Annotated in this window: 20 protein-coding genes; 7 read left to right on the forward strand and 13 right to left on the reverse strand. The window is 69.6% G+C overall.

Going from position 1 to position 20,915, the window contains the following annotated elements; genetic code table 11:
- Window positions 1-12: 12 nt before the first annotated feature.
- The 5 genes from ligD to ACQYVW_RS01280 form a co-directional block, all read right to left on the reverse strand.
- Window positions 13-2,727 (reverse strand): non-homologous end-joining DNA ligase, encoded by a 2,715-nt coding sequence (gene ligD, locus ACQYVW_RS01260; RefSeq protein ID WP_434945786.1) that lies wholly within the window; start codon window positions 2,725-2,727, stop codon window positions 13-15.
- A gap of 218 nt (window positions 2,728-2,945) precedes the next feature.
- Window positions 2,946-3,773, reverse strand: coding sequence for an exodeoxyribonuclease III (gene xth, locus ACQYVW_RS01265; RefSeq protein WP_434932737.1), 828 nt, complete (start codon window positions 3,771-3,773; stop codon window positions 2,946-2,948).
- A gap of 82 nt (window positions 3,774-3,855) precedes the next feature.
- Window positions 3,856-4,365, reverse strand: coding sequence for a ferritin-like domain-containing protein (locus ACQYVW_RS01270; protein WP_434945787.1), 510 nt, complete (start codon window positions 4,363-4,365; stop codon window positions 3,856-3,858).
- A 99-nt stretch (window positions 4,366-4,464) separates the two neighbouring features.
- A complete protein-coding gene (locus tag ACQYVW_RS01275) occupies window positions 4,465-6,987 on the reverse strand; it encodes a diguanylate cyclase (RefSeq protein WP_434945788.1) in 2,523 nt (840 codons plus the stop codon).
- A 20-nt stretch (window positions 6,988-7,007) separates the two neighbouring features.
- Window positions 7,008-7,226: a hypothetical protein gene (locus ACQYVW_RS01280; RefSeq protein WP_434932740.1), complete on the reverse strand. Its 219-nt coding sequence runs from the start codon at window positions 7,224-7,226 to the stop codon at window positions 7,008-7,010.
- A 385-nt stretch (window positions 7,227-7,611) separates the two neighbouring features.
- Here ACQYVW_RS01280 and ACQYVW_RS01285 point away from each other — a divergent pair, with 385 nt between their 5' ends.
- Both ACQYVW_RS01285 and ACQYVW_RS01290 read left to right on the forward strand, forming a co-directional pair.
- On the forward strand, window positions 7,612-8,040 hold the full coding sequence (locus tag ACQYVW_RS01285) for a DUF2231 domain-containing protein (protein WP_434945789.1): 429 nt from the start codon (window positions 7,612-7,614) through the stop codon (window positions 8,038-8,040).
- Window positions 8,037-9,470: a PQQ-dependent sugar dehydrogenase gene (locus ACQYVW_RS01290; RefSeq protein ID WP_434945790.1), complete on the forward strand. Its 1,434-nt coding sequence runs from the start codon at window positions 8,037-8,039 to the stop codon at window positions 9,468-9,470. Before ACQYVW_RS01285 ends, ACQYVW_RS01290 begins: the two co-directional genes overlap by 4 nt.
- Before the next feature lie 114 nt (window positions 9,471-9,584).
- Here the strand turns inward: ACQYVW_RS01290 and ACQYVW_RS01295 are convergent, their stop codons facing one another.
- From ACQYVW_RS01295 to gntA, 5 genes are all read right to left on the reverse strand, one after another.
- Window positions 9,585-9,953, reverse strand: coding sequence for a SpoIIAA family protein (locus tag ACQYVW_RS01295; protein WP_434945791.1), 369 nt, complete (start codon window positions 9,951-9,953; stop codon window positions 9,585-9,587).
- Window positions 9,954-10,069: 116 nt separating this feature from the next.
- Window positions 10,070-11,110: a S66 peptidase family protein gene (locus ACQYVW_RS01300; protein ID WP_434945792.1), complete on the reverse strand. Its 1,041-nt coding sequence runs from the start codon at window positions 11,108-11,110 to the stop codon at window positions 10,070-10,072.
- Window positions 11,111-11,292: 182 nt separating this feature from the next.
- Window positions 11,293-12,261, reverse strand: coding sequence for a glutathione S-transferase family protein (locus ACQYVW_RS01305; protein ID WP_434945793.1), 969 nt, complete (start codon window positions 12,259-12,261; stop codon window positions 11,293-11,295).
- A 72-nt stretch (window positions 12,262-12,333) separates the two neighbouring features.
- On the reverse strand, window positions 12,334-12,987 hold the full coding sequence (locus ACQYVW_RS01310; protein WP_434945794.1) for a DUF1989 domain-containing protein: 654 nt from the start codon (window positions 12,985-12,987) through the stop codon (window positions 12,334-12,336).
- Window positions 12,984-13,721, reverse strand: a complete 738-nt coding sequence (gntA, locus tag ACQYVW_RS01315) for a guanitoxin biosynthesis heme-dependent pre-guanitoxin N-hydroxylase GntA (protein ID WP_434945795.1) — start codon at window positions 13,719-13,721, stop codon at window positions 12,984-12,986. The genes ACQYVW_RS01310 and gntA overlap by 4 nt, the downstream gene beginning before the upstream one ends.
- Window positions 13,722-13,868: 147 nt before the next feature.
- Between gntA and ACQYVW_RS01320 the strand changes: the two genes are divergently transcribed.
- Window positions 13,869-14,006: a hypothetical protein gene (locus ACQYVW_RS01320; protein ID WP_434932747.1), complete on the forward strand. Its 138-nt coding sequence runs from the start codon at window positions 13,869-13,871 to the stop codon at window positions 14,004-14,006.
- Window positions 14,007-14,200: 194 nt separating this feature from the next.
- Window positions 14,201-14,680 (forward strand): VOC family protein, encoded by a 480-nt coding sequence (locus tag ACQYVW_RS01325; RefSeq protein ID WP_434932748.1) that lies wholly within the window; start codon window positions 14,201-14,203, stop codon window positions 14,678-14,680.
- Window positions 14,681-14,708: 28 nt separating this feature from the next.
- Here the strand turns inward: ACQYVW_RS01325 and ACQYVW_RS01330 are convergent, their stop codons facing one another.
- Complete coding sequence (locus tag ACQYVW_RS01330) at window positions 14,709-15,947, reverse strand: CynX/NimT family MFS transporter (protein ID WP_434932749.1); 1,239 nt, start codon at window positions 15,945-15,947, stop codon at window positions 14,709-14,711.
- A 95-nt stretch (window positions 15,948-16,042) separates the two neighbouring features.
- The gene (locus ACQYVW_RS01335; protein ID WP_434932750.1) at window positions 16,043-16,405 is read right to left on the reverse strand and encodes a hypothetical protein; all 363 of its coding nucleotides are present in this window, start codon (window positions 16,403-16,405) and stop codon (window positions 16,043-16,045) included.
- 198 nt (window positions 16,406-16,603) lie between these two features.
- On the opposite strand from ACQYVW_RS01335, the gene ACQYVW_RS01340 reads away from it, so the two are divergent.
- The gene (locus ACQYVW_RS01340; protein WP_434945796.1) at window positions 16,604-17,962 is read left to right on the forward strand and encodes a M14 family zinc carboxypeptidase; all 1,359 of its coding nucleotides are present in this window, start codon (window positions 16,604-16,606) and stop codon (window positions 17,960-17,962) included.
- A 102-nt stretch (window positions 17,963-18,064) separates the two neighbouring features.
- Here ACQYVW_RS01340 and ACQYVW_RS01345 read toward each other — a convergent pair whose 3' ends face one another.
- Window positions 18,065-18,595, reverse strand: coding sequence for a hemerythrin domain-containing protein (locus tag ACQYVW_RS01345; RefSeq protein WP_434945797.1), 531 nt, complete (start codon window positions 18,593-18,595; stop codon window positions 18,065-18,067).
- 268 nt (window positions 18,596-18,863) lie between these two features.
- Here ACQYVW_RS01345 and ACQYVW_RS01350 point away from each other — a divergent pair, with 268 nt between their 5' ends.
- Both ACQYVW_RS01350 and ACQYVW_RS01355 read left to right on the forward strand, forming a co-directional pair.
- Window positions 18,864-19,145, forward strand: coding sequence for a helix-turn-helix domain-containing protein (locus ACQYVW_RS01350; protein ID WP_434945798.1), 282 nt, complete (start codon window positions 18,864-18,866; stop codon window positions 19,143-19,145).
- Between the two features lie 3 nt (window positions 19,146-19,148).
- On the forward strand, window positions 19,149-20,855 hold the full coding sequence (locus tag ACQYVW_RS01355) for a SulP family inorganic anion transporter (protein ID WP_434932754.1): 1,707 nt from the start codon (window positions 19,149-19,151) through the stop codon (window positions 20,853-20,855).
- Window positions 20,856-20,915: the final 60 nt, after the last annotated feature.

Here is a 20,915-nt window from a genome sequence, read left to right on the forward strand (position 1 = left end):
CCTTGGATACGTTCAATCGTCGTGCGCCCAGCGCGCCAGGTTCTGTTGGATCTCGTCGATGCCCTGCCAGGGATCCTTTCGCCTGCGTCGCAGCCGGGCCGGCACGTCCTTGATGGTGAACACGCCCGCCCCCGCCAGCCTGGGCAGTTCGCTCCAGGCCAGCGGCATCGCCACCGGCGCGCCCGGCCTGCCGCGCAGCGAATACGAGGCCACCGCGGTCGCGCCGCGTCCGTTGCGCAGGTAGTCGATGAAGATCCGCTTGCTGCGCTTGCTCTTGGTCGCCGTGGCCAGGAAGCGGTCTGGCTGCGATTGCGCCAGCGTCTCGGCGAAGCCCCGCGCGAAGCGCTTGGTCAGGTCCCAGTCGCAGCCGGGGTTGAGCGGCACCACCACGTGCAGGCCCTTGCCGCCCGACGCACGCAGGAAGGATTCGAGCTCGAGCTGCGCCAGCAGTTTGCGGATGTCGGTCGCCGCCTTCTTCATTTCGGCGAACGGCACGCCCTCGCCCGGATCGAGATCGAAGACCACCCGGTCGGCCACGTCGGGATCCATGGCATGCGCGCCCCAGGGATGGAATTCCAGCGTATTGAACTGCACCAGTTCCATCAGCCCAGCCGCATCCTCGACCACGAGGTAGTCGGCGTTGCGACCGCTCTCCTCCTTGAGGCGGACCGTGGCCACGCGCTCCAGCCCGGCGGTCAGGTGCTTCTGGAAGAAGCAGGCCTGGGCGATGCCGCCGGGGCAGCGGATGATCGACAGCGGCCGCCCGACGATCTCCGGCAGCAGCTGGTCCATGACCGCCATGTAGTAGTCCCAGACCTCTTGTTTGGTGGTCCGCGTGTCCGGGAACAGCACCTTGTCGGGGCTCGAGAGCGTGGGCAGGTCCGCGGGCCGAGTCGCTCCGCGAGCGCCCTTGCGGGCGGCGGTCTTCGCGGCCTTCTTCGGGGCCGCTTGCGCAGCCGGCTTCTTCGCGGCCGCCTTCCTGGCGGTGGCCTTCTTCAAGACGGCCTTCTTCGAGACCGCCCCCTTCGAGACGGCCTTCTTCGCCGGGGCCGCTGCCCCGTTGGTGCCACGTCTGTCGGCGCTGCTGCTGCGTGCGGAGGGTTCGCGTGCCATGTCCGTCACCGGTTTGCTGGGGTCGCGGTCGCTGTCTGCAAGGTCGGCCACGTCCTTGTCCCAACGCACCGCCTTGAGCGAGGGCTGGCGCAGCAGTTCCTGTCGGCCGATGCCGCGGAAGTTCACTTCGACCAAGAACCGCGGGGCGAACCACGTCGCGCTGCGCAGGTCGGTGTCGGTGGTGCCGACGAAGGCGGTGGGCTTGGCGCCGCCACCGCGCAGCTTGCCGGTGACTTCGCGCATCAGTGCGTCGTTGAAGCCGCTGCCCACCCGGCCCATGTAGCGCCAGCCGTGTTCGTCGTCGGGCTTGGCCAGCAGGAGCGAGCCGAAGCCCTTGCGGCTGCCCTTTGGCGCCGTGTAGCCGACCACCGCGAACTCGTCGCTGGCCAGCAGCTTGGTCTTGCGCCAGTCGTCGCTGCGCCCGCCGTGGTACGGGCGGTCGGCGCGTTTGGAGATGATGCCCTCGAAGTCGCGTTCGCTCGCCAGCCGCCAGGCCGCCTCGCCATCGCCCTCGATATGCGAGCTGTACGCCAGATGCGCGGGCGCGTCCTGCAGCAGGGCGGAAAGCAGCGACTTGCGTTCGATTAGGGGCGCCGCGCTGATGTCGATGCCGTCCACATGCAGCAGATCGAACAGCGCCAGCGCCAGCCGCCCCTGCCGCTCGCCCGAGAGGGTGGACTGCAGCAGGTTGAAGTCGTCGCGGGTCCCGCTGCCGGCGAGCAGTTCCCCGTCCAGGGCGCCGGAGCGCAGCCCCAGCCCCTGCAGCGCATCGCGGATGTCCGGCAGCTTGTCGGTCCATTCCAGGGCATTGCGCGACCAGAGCCGGACCTCGCCCTCGTCGATGGTGGCGACGATGCGGTAGCCGTCCCATTTGAGTTCGTGGATCCACTGCTCGCCCTTGGGCGGTGCATCGCCGAGCCTGGCCAGCTGCGGTTCGAAGGGTCCGCTGGGCGGTGGTGCCTTCTTCGCACCCTGCAGCTTCAGTGCCCTGCCCGACCAGTCCTTGCGCCGCGCCTTGCGCACCGGCACTTCGGCCAGCTTCTTGCGCGCGGCCTTGCCGGCGCCAGCGCGCTTGACGTCCGCAGCCGGTGCCTGGGCCACGTCGGCCAGCAGGTCGTCCGCCTCGAGCGTGCCGGCATAGCTGTCGCGGTCCTTGAACAGCAGCCATTGCGGCTGCCGGGCCGGCTTGCCGGAACGCACCAGATGCCAGCCGCCCTTGAGCTTGCGTCCGAACAGCTCGAAGCGCAGATGTCCCTTGACCAGCTGCGCCTCCGGATCCCCGTCGGTGGTCCACACGCCATGGTCGAAGCGTGCGACATGGCCGCCGCCATATTCTTCGCGCGGAATCTCGCCCTCGAACGAGGCGTAATCCAGCGGATGGTCTTCCACCTCCACCGCCATGCGCTTGACTGTCGGATCGTAGCTGGGCCCCTTCGGCACCGCCCAGCTGCGCAGCGCATCGCCCACCTGCAGGCGGAAGTCGTAATGCCGGCGGCTGGCGTGGTGCAACTGCACGACGAAGATCGGGCGCTTCCCGGCCGGCACCGGCTTGCCCGGTTCGGGTTCGCGCGTGCGGTCGAACCGGCGCTTGCGGCGGTAGTCTTCCAGGCTCACAGGGGCACACTGCCCTGCGCACGGGCGTGCGATGCCGCGCAAGGCTGCGGGATTCCCGGGTTGGACGACGTGGGTTGCATGGTGTCCTGTCGTTGTGGGCCGCCGATCCGTACGCACCAGCGCCGCTACGCTGCGAGCGAGGGCGATCGCCCGCCACGTGCGCGCTGCAGGTGGCCCGTATTCCTAACGCGAGTCCTGTCGCGCATGCGTGAGCGCGCTCAGGCCTTGCGAGCGGCTGCGCGTTTGCGCGGCGCCGTGGCCTTCACCTCGACCCAGGTCGGCGCGTGGTCGCTGGCCTTCTCCTGCAGCCGCACCCAGCGGTCGACGCCGGCATCCACCAGGCGCGCAGCCAATACGGGATTGAGCAGCAGGTGGTCGATGCGCAGGCCCCGATCGCGCTCGGCGTGCTGGCGGAAATAATCCCAGAACGTGTAGATGCGCTCGTCGCCGTGGGTCTGGCGCAGCGCATCGGTCCAGCCCTGCTCAAGCAGGCGGCCGTAGCGCTCGCGCACCTCCGGCTGGAGCAATGCATCCTTGCGCCAGGATTTGGGGTCGTAGATGTCCTCGTCGGTGGGGATGACGTTGAAGTCGCCGATCAGCGCCACCGGGTGCGGTTGCTCGACCAGGCTCGCGGCATGCCTGTGCAGCCGGTCCATCCACTGCAGCTTGTAGTCGAACTTGGGACCCGGCTGCGGATTGCCGTTGGGCAGGTAGAGGGCGCCCACCAGCACGCCGTGGATCGCCGCTTCCAGGTAGCGGCTCTGCCGGTCGTCCCTGCCACCCGGCAGGCCACGCCGGCTCTCGATGGGCGTCGTGCCGCGGCCTAGCAGCGCGACCCCGTTCCAGGATCGCTCGCCCATCCAGATGGCGCCGTAGCCTGCCTGCTCGAGCGCCGCCGCAGGAAAGGCCGTGTCGACGGCCTTGAGTTCCTGCAGCGCCACGATGTCGGGCTGCTCGCGCTCCAGCCAGGTCAACAGGTGCGGCAGGCGCACGCCGATGCCGTTGACGTTGAACGTGGCCAGCCTGAGCGTCTTTGCGCGCGCCATGCACGGTGTCCTCTGTGCGATGGCGGACGCGCCCGCGTGCCCTTGAGGACGCGCGGAAGTGCGGGCGCGTCCGCGGCCCGGCTTACTTGCGCGCGGTCACGCCAGGGGTCTCGTCGCGGACCAGGAACTGCTGGGTCACCTCTCCCAGATGCTCCTGCAGCCACTGCGCCATCGCCTCTTCCTGGCCCAGGATCTGCTCGCACACCCGCTGGGTCTCGGTGTCGCCGATGGCCTGGGCGGCGGCGATCAGGGCGCGGTAGGACGCGATTTCCATGTGCTCGAACACATAGCTGGCCATCGATCCCTTGACGATCTCGTCCGAGGCCATCATCCCGCCCACGGCCTGGCCCATGGCCATCACCTTGCCCATCGCGTCCTTGAGCGCGGAGGGCGAGCTGCCGAGACGCCGGATGCAGCCTTCCAGCAGCTGCTGCTGGCCCAGCGTTTCCTGGATGTGCTGCTCGATCCTCGCCTTGAGCATCGGATAGTTCTCGATCCGCGCGGCCTGCGCCTTGAGCATCTGTTCGGCCTGCTGCTCCATGGCGTGCGCGTCGCGAAGCCAATCCAGCAGGTGTTCACGGGCGTCGGTCATCCGGGGTCTCCTTCACGTGGGGACTCCGATCCTCGCGGTGCGGCCGTGAATACGGCGAGACAGTGGCGTCAAGAAGACCCGCGCTTGCGCGGCGACCGCTCAATTCCCGGGCGAGGACTGCCGCTCGTTCGCTTCCGCAGCCGCCCGGCGCTCCTGCGGCAACGGCGGAATCACCAGGGTGGTGTATTCCTCGTAGCGCGCACGCGGCAGTTCGTGCAGGCACAGGTGCTCGATGCGCGGCGTCTCTATCGGCAGCCGTGCGGCCTCGTACAGGATCACGCCGTGGTCGGCGGGATACCAGCGCTGCAGCCGGTCGACCAGCGCCTGCAGGCCCGCGGGTTCGGCGTGGAAGCGCGTGCAGCTGAGGTCGCCCGCCAGGGCCACCTGCCACAACAGGACCAGGCCGGCCGTGTCGGGCACGCGCTCGTAGACCATCAGCTGGGTGGCCTCGATCGACTGCACGCCGTAGCGCCCGGGGTCGAGTCCAAGATCGGCGTAGAGGCATGCCTCGGCGGAGATGCCGGGTTCCATGCGCGCATGGAAGCCCTCGGCACGGGCCTTGCGCACGACCGCGTGGGGCACGTCGGCGAATACGCCAGGATGCCCGTAGAACACCGCACAGACGCGCTTTCCGGTGCGCACCTGGTCCATGATCGTGGCGTCCATTTCCCGGTAGGTGTCGCGGCGGTCCTTGCCGTCGGCGTAGTGCACGCCCAGGTGGATCGCGTCGGGCCGGAAATCGCGGATCATGCCGAGCGAGAACGGATCCACCAGGCACAGCACCACGTCGGCCTCGCGGATCTCCGACAGGCAACGTTCGCTGATGTGGCGGCCGAAGTCGATGCCGCTGCCGACCACCACCAGTCCGCCGGGCGCCCGCGCCGCGCTCTGCGGCCCGCCGTCCGCGTGCACCACGCGATCGCGTCCCTCGTGCTTGGCCCGGTAGAGGGCCTGGTCGGCCTCATGGATCAACTGCTCCAGGTCATCGGCCTGGTCGCCGGCCTGGCACACGCCCGAGCTGATGCTGAAGCGCACCGTCTGCCCGAACACGGCAATCGGCTGGACGCGCGCGCGCAGCCGCTCCAGCAGCTCGGCGGTCGCGGTGGCATCCGCATCGAGCAGGATCATGAACTCGTCGCCGCCGCTGCGCCCGGCGATGCCCGCCTCGCCCACTTCCTCGTGGATCCAGCCTCCGAGCGCCCGCAGCGCCTCGTCGCCGGCGGCATGGCCGTGGCGGTCGTTCACGCTCTTGAACCGGTCGATGTCGAGCACCACCGCCGTGAACGGCCTTCCCTCGCTGCGCGCACGCAGGAACGCTTCGCCGCCGAGCCTGCGCGCGTGCTGGTAGTTGTACAGGCCGGTGAGGCTGTCGTGCTCGGAGCGCCAGCGATAGCGGCGGCGCTCGCGCAGGGTATGCCGCAGCAGCAGGCCGAGCAGGACGGCGATGATCACCAGTCCGCCCATGCCGGCGGCCAGCAGCCACTGCCGCCGCTGGGTTGCGGTGACCTGCAGGGCGGCGAGTTCCTTCTCGGCTTCCAGGAGCGCGATCTGCTGCTCCTTCAGGCGGGTGTCGAACTCCACCTGCAGATAGGTCAGGCGGCGTTCGCGCGCATCGCGTTCGGCGATCGCGGTGGCCTCGGCGCCGGCGCGGAAATGGGCCAGCGCGGCCTCGAGGTGGCCGCGGCGTTCTGCCAGGCGCGCGCGCAGCTGTTCGGTCTCGGCGATCGCGAGGTGGGCCTGCTGGCCGCGGTAGTAGGCCAGGGTGCCGTCGAGCATGGCGTCGGCGCGGTCCAGGTCCCGGTCCAGCGCGATCAGGCTCTCCGCCAACACCAGGCGCGCGCTCCAGGCGCCGGCGGTGAACCCGGCCTGCTCGAACTCCGCCAGCGCCTGCCGCGACCAGTCCAGCGCCTCGGAATGCCGCCCCTGCCGCGCGGCCATCTTGCCGACGCCGTACTTGCCGTTGGCGACGAAGATCGGATCGCCCGCGCGCGAGCACGCCTCGATCTGGCGGCGGCGCCAGGCTTCGGCCTCGGCGAACCGCCCGGCGTGATCCTCGGCCAGGGCGATGTCGCTCAGCGCCATGCACAACGCCCTTGGATCGTTGAGCGGCTGCACCATTTCCAGCGAGCGCATGGCGAGGTCGCGCGCCTTGTCGGTTTCTCCCACCAGCGTGTGCAGGTAGCTGGCGCTGCTGAGCATGCCCGCCGCTTCGTCGGGCACTTCGGACAGATAGGTGAGCGCTTCGCTGAGCCAGGTGAAGGCCCGGGACCAGTTCTCCCGGTTCGCCGCCACGCTGATGGCGGTGTTGTAGGCGCGCAGCCGCAGCTTGACCGGAAGGTCCTGCTTCAGCAGCGCCTCGAAGCCCTCGAGCGCACCCGCCTGGTCGCCGCTGATCGCGCGGTTGCGCAGGCGCACGAACTCGAGACGCTGACGCTGCGCGTGGCTGAGCTCGGTGCCTTGTTCCTCGAGCTGGGCGATCTCGGCCTCGGACCTGCCCCAGTGGGCGGTGACCGCGAGCCGCTCGATCTCGGCGATGCGGCTCTCGAGGTCTTCTTCCTGGGCCAGCGCAGGTCCGCACGCCAGCGCCAGTCCCAGCCACACGCTGGCGATCCACCGGCCCATGGCGGCACCGCGCAGCGGCGCTATTCCTCGTAGAGCTTGATGATGTGGTTCGTCGCGAACCTGCCGTCCTGCAGGCCCGTGAGCCGCTTGATCGCGCCGTAATCGCGTTCGGACATCGCCTTGCGCTCCGCCTCGGTCAGTCCGGCACGCTGCAGCACCGTATCGGGGTCGCGGGCGTATTCCTCGGCCAGCGCGGCATCGCTCCCCAGCCTTCTCATCAATCCGATCAGCTTCGACATCTTCCCTCCCCGGTAAAGACAGTCCTGGACGCTCCGGCTTCCAGGCGCCGGCGCCGGCCCGGCTGCCTTGCCCGGCATGGGCGCCTGCACTGCGAACCCCTCAAGCCGGCGACATTAGCACAGGGCGGCGGCATGCGGATGGCCGGCGCCGGGGCGGCCCCCGGATCTGCGCGCGGCGAGATGACGATCGGAGACGGCCAGCCGCGGCCGGCCTGCGCGCGCACGCGCATGGTGTCCACCTGCCATGCACAACGTGGCCATTAGAGTGCCTCCATCCCGCGATCTGAAAAACGCCGCCACCGCATCCCAGCCGGCCGGGGGAAGCCCCCGCGACGTGGCCCAGGGCTGCACCGGCGTGTGCCCTCCCCTCGCCTCGGAGTCCTGCATGGCCGTCATCGCCGACCCCCGCCCTCCTGCAGTGCTGCATCCGCTGCACGCGGTGTTTCTTGCCGGCGCGTTCTGGCTGTTCGCCGGCGCCCTGTCGAGCGACATCGCCTATGCGCGCAGCTACGAAATCCAGTGGAACAACTTCGCGTCCTGGCTGATCGCAGGCGGACTGGTGCTGGGCGCAGTGACCCTGGTCTTCGCGCTGGCGGGCGTCGTGCGCAACCGGGCCCGGGGCCCTGGCCCGATGGCCTACCTGCTGGTGCTGGCGGCCGCGTGGATCGTGCAGTTCTTCAACGCCCTCATGCACGCCCGCGATGCCTGGGCCGGCATGCCGGGTGGGCTGGTGCTGTCGGTCATCGGCACCCTGCTGTTCGCGGCCGCGGTGTGCATCGGTTTTCACGCCTCTCGCACGGGAGTCCGCACATGACGAGGCTGCATCACCCCTTCCGTCCCGCTGCCCTCGCCCTGCTGGCCGTCGCACTGGCGGCCTGCAACGCCGAACCGGGGCCGATCGAACGCCAGTACGGCACGGCGCCGGAACTGCCGCAGCCGCATCGCGGATTGCTGCCGAACATGACGATCGCCAAGCCGGTCGAATGGGGCGACCGTCTGCCGGTCGCGCCGGCCGGGTTCAGCGTCCGCGCCATCGCCACCGGCCTCGGGATCCCGCGTCAGACCCTGCTGCTGCCCAATGGCGACATCCTCGTGGCCGAGGGACGCGGCGGCAATGCGCCCAAGCTCAAGCCCAAGGACGTGATCGCCGGGGTGATCAAGGCGCGTGGCACCACCTCGGTACCCAGCGGCAACCGCCTCACCCTGCTTCGCGACGCGGACGGCGACGGCGAGTACGAACTGCAGACGGTCTTCGCCGAGAACCTGGATGCGCCCTATGGGCTGGCGCTGGTGGGCAGCGACCTGTTCGTCGCCAACCAGGATGCAGTGGTGCGGTTCGACTACCAGCCGGGACAGACGCGCGCGCAGGGCGAACCGGAAACGCTTACGCAGCTGCCTTCGGAGATCAACCACCACTGGACCAAGGCGATGACCGCCAGTGCCGACGGGCGCCAGCTCTACGTGGGGATCGGCTCCAACAGCAACATCACCGAGCGCGGCATGAGCGCCGAGGTCGATCGGGCCGTGGTGTGGGAAATCGATGCGGCCAGTGGCATGCATCGCACCTACGCCACCGGCCTACGCAATCCCACCGCCCTGGCGATCCAGCCGGGCAGCGGCCAGCTGTGGGCCGTGGTGAACGAGCGCGACGAGATCGGCCCGGACCTGGTGCCCGACTACCTCACCTCGGTACGCGAAGGCGGCTTCTACGGCTGGCCCTACAGCTACTGGGGCGGCAACGTGGACGACCGCGTGCGGCCACAGGATCCGGACAAGGTCGCCTCGGCGATCGTCCCCGACTATGCGCTGGGTTCGCACGTGGCCGCGCTCGGCGTGGATTTCTCATCGCCGGCGATGGGCCCGGAGTTCGCCGATGGCGCTTTCGTGGGCATGCACGGCAGCTGGAACCGGGCAGACCCGGTCGGCTACAAGGTGGTGTTCGTACCGTTCCGCGATGGCCGACCCGCGGGCGACCCGGTGGACTTCCTCACCGGCTTCCTGGACGAGGAATCGAAGACCGCGCGTGGCCGCCCGGTGGGCGTCACCGTCGACCCGCGCGGCGCGCTGATCGTAGCCGACGATCTGTCCAATACGATCTGGCGGGTCACGCGCGATGGCGCGGCGGCGTCGGGGCCGATGCCCGGGGATGCGCCAATGCCAGCGCAGGGCGCCGTGCAGGATGCCGCGGCGGGCGCGGTGGCCGGAGAAGGCGTGGAGGCGGCTTCCGACCCGCAGGCACCCTAGCCCGCGGGTTCCCTAATCGGCCCAGGACGCCATTGGAGCATTTCCCGCGCGGATGACGTGGCGAAGGCCTGGCAGTCGTCGCGACTGCCGTGCACCTGCCGTCGTGGCGATGTCTCAACCGTTCTTGACCCACTCCAGCGCATGCTCGCGCTGTTCCGGCTTGAACACGCGGTAGCTCACCAGCGGCAACATCGCGCTCTCGAGGCGCGTTGCGGCACGGATCCAGCTCTGGTCGGCCACGACCGCGATCCGGCCGAACTTCGCCAGCTTACCCAGCAGGGGCATGGCGCGTGCGGTGTGCGCGCCCAGGCCTGACAGCGCGATGCCGTCGATGGAACGTGTTTCCACGAACACATGCACCTGTCCGTGGCGCTCCAGCCTGGCTTCCAGGCGATCGAGCATCGCCTCCAGATCGGCACTGGCGACCTCGTGGCTGATGCTGAGGGCGATGACGTCGTCCGCGGTCGGGATGAACTCGTGCATGCAGGCTCCAGGACAGATGGCGATGCCGGCGCGGGAAAACCGGTACGCGCCATGATTCGTGCTGCCCCGTGTGCGCCGGGTCAAGCCCGGCACGCATCGGCCTGCGATACGGCGACTCAGGCCTGGAAAACCGGATCGAGCAGCCGGAAGCTGCCCGCATCGGCGTCCATCTCCACCCTGCCCCCCACCGGCACGATGAACTGCCTCGGGATGTGTCCGATCATCGCGCCGCGATAGGCAGGGATGCCCAGCGGCTTGATGTGGTCGTCGAAGATCTCGTCGAGGGTCAGCGAACCATAGCCATCGCCCGGGTCGCAGTCGGTGCATTCGCCGAAGACGAAGCCAGCGATGCGGTCGAGCGCGCCCATCAGCTTGAGCGTGCTCAACATGCGGTCGATCCGGTACGGCGCCTCCGCAACGTCTTCGAGGAACAGGATCTTGCCGCTGAAATCCGGCAGGTAAGGCGATCCGGCCAATGCGGTCAGCACCGTGAGGTTGCCGCCGACCAGTTCGCCGCGCGCCTTGCCGCCGGCGATGGTGAGGGTGCGGTTGCGACGCGGCACCAGCTCGTCGCCCGCCTCAACCGGGTTGCGGTAGTCCATCAGTTCGCGCCCGAAGAACACGCGCTCGAACTGCTCGGAGTTGAAGCGGTTCCAGCTGCCCGTGCCGTTGGGGCCGTGGAAGGTCACCAGCCCGGTCCGTGCGAGGATCGCGTTGTGCAGGGCGGTGATGTCCGAGTAGCCGAGCAGCACCTTGGGGTTGGCGCGGATCGCGTCGTAGTCGAGCAGCGGCAGCACCCGCGCCGCGCCCGAGCCGCCACGCACGCAGATCACGGCCTTGACTTCGTCGTCGGCGAACGCCGCATTGAGGTCGGCCGCGCGCGCCTCGTCGGCACCAGCCAGATGACCGCGCCGCGCGTCGTAATGGCGGCCGGTCTTGACCCGGAAGCCCAGCGCTTCCATCACCTCGCGCGACAGCTGCAGGCTGAGCCGCTCGTCCGTCGCGGCGGATGGACTGACCAGGGCCACGGTGTCGCCGCGGGCCAGCGGCCTTGGCAGCAGACGCGCAGGAGACGAGGCCGCCATCGTGGAACCGCCCGGCAGCGACACCGCGAGCGCTGCCAGCGCCGCGCTGCCAAGGAACTGTCGTCTGTGCATGCCATCACCTGGTTCCGGAACTGTCCGACAGGGTATCGGTCAGGTGCGGAAGGAACAATCGGCCAGGGCGCCCTGCTGCGCGTTGCGATGCCGTGCGGGCACCAGTGCCTCGCGCGATGAAGGCATCGCGTGCCTCGGTCGTTGGGGGCTGGGCGTGGCCTGGCAGAAGCGCAGCCCGCTCCTCAGCGATCGCGAGGCGCGCCTGCAGGGATCGGCTGCAGCGGACCCATTGGCACCACGCCAGTGGGATTGATGTTGCGATGGCTCTCGTAATAGTGGCGCTTGATATGGTCCATGTGGACGCTGTCCGCCACTTCGGGCATGGCCATCATCCGCACCAGGAAGGCGCTCAGGGCGGGATAGTCCGCGATGCGGCGCAGGTTGCACTTGAAGTGCCCGTGGTAGACGGCGTCGAAACGCACCAGCGTGGTGAAGAGGCGGATGTCGGCCTCCGTCAGGCGCTCGCCCACCAGCCAGTCCTTGTCCGACAGTCGTGATTCCAGCCAGTCCAGCGCCTCGAACAGCGGTCGCACCGCCGCTTCGTAGGCCCGCTGGGTGGTGGCGAAGCCCGCGCGATAGACCCCGTTGTTCACTTCCGGATACACCCGCGCGTTGATCTCGTCGATGCCGGCCCGCAGCGGCTTCGGATAGTAGTCGCCGGCACGCGCGCCGAAGCCGTCGTAGGCATCGTTGAACATGCGGATGATCTCGGACGACTCGTTGCTGACGATCGCCCCGGTCTCCTGGTCCCAGAGCATCGGCACCGTCACCCGACCGCTCATTCCCGGCCTGGCACGCGCGTAGAGCTGGTACAGGTAGTCCGCCCCCAGAACCGGATCGGCAGTGACGCCCGGCCCCGGTTCGAAGGTCCAGCCATGCTCGCGCATGCGCCAGTGGACAACCGACACCGGCACCAGGTCCTGCAGCCCCTTGAGTGCACGCACGATCAGGGTGCGGTGCGCCCAGGGGCAGGCGTAGCTCACGTACAGGCGGAAACGTCCAGGCTCGGCGCGGTGTCCGCGCTGCCCGTCCGGCCCCGGGCCACCGTCCGCGCTGAGCCAGTCGCGGAAACTCGCCTCCTCGCGCTTGAACTCTCCGTCGCGGGTGTCGTACCACCGGTCGTGCCACTGGCCGTCGATCAACAGTCCCATACAGCCTCCCAGGCAAGGATCCGGTGCCGGGCCGACGAGGCCGGCAAGTCATCTCCAGGACAGCGTGTCGCCTCAGTCCGGTCCATGGTGAGACGCCGCGCTGCCGGCGCGCTCGACCCGGAAGTCGATCGGCTTGTAGCTGAAATTGTTCGACTGCCCCGCCGAGCAGGCGGTCATCGCCACCACCAGCGGCATCTGCGCGCGCAGCCGGATGGAGTCGCCGGGGCGGCTCAGGGGCGGACGGACGGCAATGGCGCCCGTGTCGGCGTCGACGGTCACGTGCATGAAGATATTGAAGGCGATCGGGATGCGGTCGATGCCGATTCCGTAGGGCGCCAAGGCCGCCGCCAGGTTGCCCTCGCAGCCGGGCCGGCCCTCGGCTTCGCCGTACAGCAGTTCGAACATCCGCTTCGAACACGGGGTCAGGGTGAAGTCGTGGCGTCCGCAGCTGTCCTCGACGATGGTGAACATCGGTCGGCTACGGTTGGAGTACAGCACATCGCCCGTACTCAGCCACAGCTTGGAGGCGTAGTCGATCGAGCGGCCCGAGGAGAGGTATTCGGCGTGGTCGCCCCGGGCGAAGGCGGTGAGGTCGCTGACCTGCTGGCCCATCGGGTCGAGCACGACCAGCTCGTCGCCGGTGTCCAGCTCGATGGCGCGTCCCGAACAAGGCGGGATCCGCTCGAACCCGTCCGCCGGAGGCGGCGCCTGCACATCCGCGCTCATCGTCCGCGCCTGATGCGAAGCGGGCAGCGCCATTCCGGCTCGACCGCGCGGCCACTGTACTGGCGGGCCTCGCTGGCGACGCCGAAGTCGGCCAGGTTGGGATTGATGGCGCCCTGCAGGGCGCGGTCACGCCGGCGCGTGGCCTTCTGCATTCTCGCGTAGCGCCCATCGGCCCGCAGCCGCTCGAACTGGCGATGCGAGTTGAACACGAGGGCTGGCACGTCGAAGCGACGTGCGGTCCGCGACGCGCCGGGGTGCAGCCCGATCACGAAGAACGGATGGCCAACCAGGCTGAGACTGAAGGCGGGATCGTCCGGATCGGGACTGACGTCCGGCGCCCAGGCATGGCCCCGGCGCGCATCCAGATCGTGCAGGCGCTGCAGCTGCGACCACAGCAGAGCCTCGAAGCGGCGTTCGTCGGTTGCGGCAGGGCCATCGAACAGCGCTGCGAACGAATGCAGGGTCGGGTCGTGCGCGTCCCAGGCCTGCAGCCGGGTGGCGAAGTCCTCGATCGCGTCCAGGAGCGGCGCATCGTTCGCGCGCTCGCCCAGCGCGGCAAACCCGCGGACCACGATCGAGTCGTGCGACAGCGCAGCCTTGGCGCCCACGCAGGGGAAGGACGCGCCGCCGATGAATTCGCGGAATCTCGCGGCATGGGGCCCTTCCGTGCAGGCATGGGACGGGCTCGCGGGCGTGGGTCCGGGAGTGCGGCGGACGGTGGCGCTCGATCTCATCGTGACGGATTCCTGGGGGATTTGGAGGGCATTTCCAGCCCATGCCGCCCACGCTAGCGTCGCGGCCGCCAAGGCCGCGTGTGCGCCCGCCGCGACCGCGCGGACGCAAAATGCGACACTGCACGTCCATTTTCCCGTGGAGAACCCGTGGCCAAGCCCAACTATTCATTCGAAAAGCGCCAGCGCGAACTGGCCAAGAAGAAGAAGCAGGACGAAAAGGACGCCAAGAAGCGCGCCGAGCGCGAGGCCAAGGCCGCCGCAGCGCAGGGCACGCCGCAGGATTGACCGGCGCCGTCAGGCCGTGCGCTCAGGCGCGCGGCGGCAGGCCAGGCACCGCGGGCCTCGCCCGCGCCAGACGCCCGCCTGCCCCGGGACGGATATCCCGCCGCGCAACCGTGTCGAATCCGGGATCGGCCATTCGTCGTGAAATCATGGACGGGAGGCGTCTCCCGCCCCAATCCCGACGCGGAGCCCCAGCAATGAGCAACAGGAACACGATCTGCCTCTGGTTCGACGGCACGGCCCTGGACGCGGCCACCTTCTACGCCGAAACCTTCCCCGACAGCGCGGTGACCGCGGTCCATCGCGCGCCAGCCGACTTCCCCTCCGGGAAAGAAGGCGACGTGCTGACCGTGGAGTTCACGGTGCTCGGCATCCCCTGCCTCGGCCTGAATGGCGGCCCGGCGTTCCGGCACAGCGAGGCGTTCTCTTTTCAGGTCGCCACCGAGGACCAGGCCGAAACCGACCGCCTGTGGGACGCCATCGTCGGCAACGGCGGTCAGGAAAGCGCCTGCGGCTGGTGCAAGGACCGATGGGGCCTGTCCTGGCAGATCACGCCGCGCGTGCTGAGCGAGGCCATCGTCGACCCCGACCGCGCCGCGGCCCGGCGCGCGTTCACGGCGATGATGGACATGCGCAAGATCGACATCGCCACGATCGAGGCCGCCAGGCGCGGCTGACCCACGCCGTGGGCGGCCCTGCCGCCCGCTACCAGTGGTCTTCCAGCATCCGCGGCCGGCACGCCTGCCAGGCGCCGGCCAGCATCAGCGCCACGCACAGCAGCAGGAAGGCGAACGACCAGGTCCAGGCGCCCGTGGCTTCGTGCAGCACGCCGAACAGCAGCGGCCCGGTGCAGCTCAGCGTGTAGCCGACGCCCTGGGTGAAGCCCGACAGCGCCGCCGAACCGCCGGGCGTACGCGTGCGCAGGTTGATCAGGGTGAGCGAGAGCGGGAACGTGGTCGGCCCCAGGCCCAGCAGCACGACCCACAGCACCGGCCATCGCATCGGCGCCAGCCACAGGCCGGCGAACGCGCACGCGTAGGCCAGCACGCAGCCGAGCACCAGCGGGAACGGATTGCGCACCCGCACCGCCCAGCCCGGCACCAGCAGGGCGCCCAGCAGGCCCAGCGCGGCGAACAGCGCGGTCATGGCGCCGCCGAAGGCCTCGCTCGCGCCCGATTCGGCCAGCAGCTTCGGCAGCCAGGTGAACATCGTGTAGGTGATCAGCGAGGTCATGCCGAACATGAAGGCCATGCCCCAGGCGAGCGGCGAGCGCCACACGCTGCCCCGCGCGCGTGGCTGCGACAGTTCCGGCGCCTCGTCGCCAGGCGCCACGGCGCGGTCGTGGATGCTCGCCAGCAGCCCCCGGTGGCGGCGCTCCTGCCACAGCACCGCCAGCCACGACAGCACCGCCGCGACCGCCAGCAGCGACCAGATGCCCAGCGACACGCGCCAGCCCGCGGCCTGCGCCAGGGGCACCGCCGCCAGCGCGGGCAGCATCGTGCCCAGCTGCAGGATGGTGATGTAGAGCGTGCTCACCGTGCCCACGCGGTCCGGAAAATAGCGCTTGACCAGCGGCGGCAGCACCACGTTGCCGATCCCCATGCCGGCAAGCGCCACGATCGACCCGCCGAGCAGGCCGGCGGTGCCGCCGGCGCCCGAGCGGATCAGCAGGCCGGCCGTTGCCAGCAGCATCGACAGCAGCGCGGTGCGCTCCAGGCCGAGCCGGTGCGCCAGGCGCGGCGTCAGCACGCCGCAGGCGGCGAATGCCGCGGTCGGCACCATGCCGAACACGCCGGTCATGGTCGAACCGAAACCGAAGGTCTGGCCCAGGCTGTCGAGCAGCGGCGTGAGCGAGGTCACGGCCGTGCGCAGGTTGAACGCGGACAACAGGATGCACAGCAGGGCCAGCAGGCGGCCGGCCCAAGGAAGACGCGGGGGAGTCATCGCGGCATTTTCCGCGATCGCGTGCCGGAAAGGCAGTGCGCCGGGCACGATGCAGCGTTGCGGACTCCGCCACTGCGCCGATTCGTGAGGCTGCGCTAGTTCGCCGGCTGCAGCCGGTGCGCGGCATCCTCGCAGACCACCAGCCCGCCGTCGGCGGCCTCCGCGCCCACGGCGATCACCCGCATCCCGACCGCAAGCGCCTCCACGTCGACCGCGGCGGCCCTGCACAGGTTCCATCGCGCCGGCAGCTGTACCGCAACGCGTCCGCGCTGGCCGGCATCGACCTGGATCACGGCGTGGCCATCGTAGGCCCAGGGCGCGGTGTCGATCGAGGCGATGGTGCCCTCGATCGTGCTGGCGCCGGGGGCCTGGGCCGCGTCCGGTCCGCTGGCGCAGCCGGCGAACAACAGGGCGGAGCACAGCGCGAGACTGGTGCTGGAACGAAGGGATCGCGACATCGGAACTCCGGGACTCGCAGGCTGCGCCTACGTTGACATGGTGTCGTCGATTCTGCGTCAAGGCGCCCCGCCCCGCCTTGCGCGATCCGGCGCGATCGAGGGGCTGTATCCATGCGATGCGGGCGCCTCGGCCCATCCTTGCGTTGACAGTGTCGGCATCGCCTCCGAGCATGCTCCGTTTCCGCAGGAACACACCGCATGCGCCAGCTCATCGCACTGCTGCTCTGCGCCGTCGGCGCATTGCCGGCCTTTTCGGCGGACACCGTGCCGGGGGCGCCCGCACTTGAAGCTGCAGGCCGCCTGCCGCTACCGCCGCCCTGGCTGGAGGAACTCGATGCGCTGTACGACGCCCGCATCCGCGTGCCGGGGCTGGAAGAGCGCCGGTTCCAGCCCGAGCACTGGTGGAACATCGTCGACCCGGTGCTTGCAGGCCAGCGCTTCCGCATCGAACCGCTCGGCCAGAGCGCCCAGGGGCGTCCCCTGCGGCACGTGGCCTGGGGCGACGGCGGCACCAGTGTGCTGCTGTGGTCGCAGATGCACGGGGACGAGAGTACCGCGACCATGGCCCTGGCCGACCTCTTCCGCTTCCTTGCCGAGCATCCGGCCCATCCCGTCGTGCAGCGCGTGCGCGCGGCCACGACCCTGCACTTCCTGCCGATCGTCAATCCCGATGGGGCTGCGCGCTTCCAGCGCCGCAACGCGCAGGGCATCGACATCAACCGCGATGCGCGCGCGCTCGTGTCGCCCGAGGCGCGGGCGCTGCATGCGCTGCGCGAACGCGTCCGCCCGGCATTCGGCTTCAACCTGCACGACCAGCAGGTGGGCTACCGGGCCGGCGGCTCCGAACGCGGGACCGCGATCGCGCTGCTGGCCCCGGCGTTCAACGAGGCCCGCGACGTCGACCCGGCCCGCGCGCGCGCGATCGAGCTGGCGGTCGCCGTGCGCGCAGTCCTGGAACCCTATGTCGGGGGGCATATCGCCAAGTGGGACGACACCTACAATCCGCGCGCATTCGGCGATCTCACCGCCGGGGCCGGCGTATCCACGCTGCTGATCGAATCGGGCGGCATCGAAGGCGACCTGCACAAGCAGCGTCTGCGCAAGCTCAATTTCCTCGCGCTGGTGGGCGCGCTCGATGCAATCGCCACCGGATCGCACGTGGGCCTGTCGCGACGGCCGTACGAGGAGCTGCCGGAGAACGGCGAGGTGTGGCCGGACCTGCTGATCAGCGGCGCGACCCTGGCGCTGCCGGGACAGGCGCAGGCGAAGGTCGATGTGCTCGTCGACTTCGAAGACCCGCTGCTGGAGCGCGGAGGCAGGGTCGAAGACATCGGCGACCTCTCGCATGCGCGGGCCCGGCGCGTGATCCATGCCGACGGACTTTACCTGCTGCCGTTCCCCGCCCCGGACGCGGCCCCGGAGCCGCGCCCGGTGGCGCCGTTCCTGCCGGGCCGACCCGCGTATTTCCACCTCAGCCGCGATCCGGAGGGGGCCGAGATCGTGTGGACGCTGTCGGGCGACGTGGATCCGGCGCGGCCACATCCGCTGCAGCGTTGAAGGTGCGAAGGCGCGCGGTGCCGCCGCGCTTGCTGGCGTGCCCAGCTGTAGGCCGCTTCGCAGGCTTCGATCCGTTGACGCGCGAGCGTGCGGCATCGAGCGTCAGCGTCGTCGGGTCACCTTGCGCACTACGGCCTTGGCGCCGGTCTTGGCCCCGGCCACGACCACGGCAGCGCTCGCCGCCGCCGAGGCCTTCCACTCTTCGTAGGCGACGTCGAGCTCAGAGCGCTCCTTGGCGCTGAACAGCTTGCGCGCCATCTGGAACATGGTGGTCTCTTCCTCCGTCGCGTGGTGGTCGATCATCTCGCCGAAGACCTTGACCCGCCCGGCGAACTGCGGCGTGGACAGATCGGCCGCATGCACGTCCGGCAGCACCGTCTGCTCGACCGCACGATGCTCTTCCACCGCTTCGGCGTGGGTCTTGAGCCCGTCGCGGTCGGCGCGCTCGGCGAACATCGGATAGAAGACCTGCTCCTCCCACTTCGCATGCGGCAGCAGGTTCTCCTCGATCTGGGCCAGCAGTTCGGCCCGCTTCTTCGTCGCACGATCGCTGGTGGCTTCCATCGCCTCGAACAGGCCGCGCAACTGGTAGTGTTCCGCCTGCAGCGTCTTGAGGATGTCGCGCGTTGCCATGCCGGTTCCTTCGCTCCGTGGGAGCCGGCACCTTGGGGCAGCCGCCGTGGCCGCGATGTGATGTACGTGCGTGCGGGCGCACGCAGGACCGCTGGTGCGATCAGGCGCGGGCGACATGCGAACCGCTGGCCGGGTACGCCGGCAAATCGCGAGCGCCGCTCGCTCGCCTGGCGCGGCTGCGGCGCTGGCCCTGCGCCCACATGCGCATGATGCATGAAACATCACCAATGTGGTTTGGTGATTGCTTCTTCATCGCACGGATGCCATCATGAGGCATGCTTTGGTCCAGCCCATGATCACCGCTTCGCAGCTGCGGGCGGCGCGCGCCCTGCTCGGTATCGACCAGCGCCGTCTGGCCGAACTGTCCGGCGTGTCGTTGCCGACCATCCAGCGGATGGAAGCCAGCGGCGGCACGGTGCGGGGCGTCGTGGGTACGCTGACCAAGGTGGTGGATGCGCTCGAGGCCTGCGGTGTCGAGCTGATCGGCAACGGACAGCCCAGCACGGGCCAGGGTCGCGGCGTTCGACTGAAGGCGTCACCGGAGGGCTGAGCGATGGCACGCGTCGACCGCCGCCGTTACCTGCGGATGTTCGAGCCCAAGCTGCTCACCGTACTGCGCGAAGGCTACGACCTGCAGACGCTGAAGGCCGACGCCGTGGCCGGTCTGACCGTCGCCGTCGTGGCCCTGCCCCTGGCCATGGCCCTGGCCATCGCCAGCGGCACCACGCCCGAGAAGGGGCTGCACACCGCCATCGTCGCCGGCTTCCTGATCTCGCTGCTCGGCGGCTCGCGGGTGCAGATCGGCGGGCCGACCGCCGCGTTCATCCCGGTGGTGTTCGTGGTGATCCAGAACTTCGGCTACGGCGGGCTCATCCTGTGCACGCTGATGGCCGGCCTGATGTTGATCGCGGCCGGACTGCTGCGGCTCGGTACGCTGATGAAGTACATGCCGCAGCCGGTCATCACCGGCTTCACCGCGGGCATCGCGGTGAGCATCTTCTCCAGCCAGGTCAAGGATGCGCTCGGCCTGCGCATGGGCGAGGTGCCCGCGGATTTCGTCGAGCGCTGGTCCGCCTATGGCAGCCACCTGGCCAGCACCCAGCCGGCGGCGCTGGGCCTGACCGTGCTTGGCCTGGTCGTGATCTTCGGGCTGCGCCGGCATCGGCCGACTTGGCCGGGCTTCCTGATCGCACTGTGCGTCTGCACGCTGCTCGCGCTGGGAGTATCGCTGCCGGTCGACACCATCGGCAGCCGCTTCGGCGACCTGCCCTCGTCGCTGCCGGTGTTCGAATTCCCGCGCATTCCCTTCGAACGCACCTTCGATCTGCTGCCCAGCGCCTTCACCATCGCCTTCCTCGCGGGCGTGGAATCGCTGCTCTCCGCCGTGGTGGCCGACGGCATGACCGGCGGGCGCCATCGTTCCAATGGCGAGCTGGTCGCGCAGGGGGTGGCCAACGTGGGCTCGGCGCTGTTCGGCGGGCTGCCCGCCACCGGCGCGATCGCGCGGACCGCCACCAACATCCGCTCCGGTGGACGCACGCCGGTGGCAGGCATGCTGCACGCCGGCTTCCTGCTGGTGTTCATGCTGCTGCTGGCGCCGCTGATGCGCTACGTGCCCCTGGCCGCGCTGGCCGCGGTGCTGCTGGTGGTGGCCTGGAACATGAGCGAGGCCGAAAGCTTCCGCAACACCATGTCGGCGCCCTGGGGCGACCGGCTGGTGCTGCTGCTCACCTTCGTGCTGACGGTGGTGTTCGACCTGACCCTCGCGATTCAGGCCGGCATCGTGCTGGCGGCCTTCGTCTTCATGTACCGCATGGCCGAAGCGGTGGAAGTGAGTTCGGGCATCCGCATGATCGATGACGACCTGGGGCCGGCGGCTGCGGACGAACGCGATCTCGACCAGCGTGCAGCGCTGCCGCGCGGCGTCGAGGCCTACCAGATCGGCGGGCCACTGTTCTTCGGTGCGGCCAATCGCCTGGACAATCTGCTGGACCAGTTTTTCGAGCCCCCGCGGGTGCTGATCCTGCGCATGCGGCTCGTGCCCGTGATCGACGCCAGCGGCGTGCATGCCCTGCGCAATCTCGCCGATCGCTGCCATCGGCAGGGTATCGCGTTGATCGTTTCGGGCCTGCAGGAGCAGCCCGCTCGCGTGATCGCGAAGATGGGGCTGGAGCATGGGTCCGGCGCGCCGCATCTGGCGTCCGAGTTCGAACAGGCGCTGGAGATGGCGCAAAGCATCGTCGACCGGTCCAGTCGCTGATCCGCGGCGCCGGCGCTACGCAGCATTTTTCAGCGTTCGTTCAAGCCCCTCACGGGCTGA

The sequence above is a fragment of the Luteimonas campi genome (assembly GCF_051162505.1).
Lineage (GTDB): Bacteria > Pseudomonadota > Gammaproteobacteria > Xanthomonadales > Xanthomonadaceae > Luteimonas.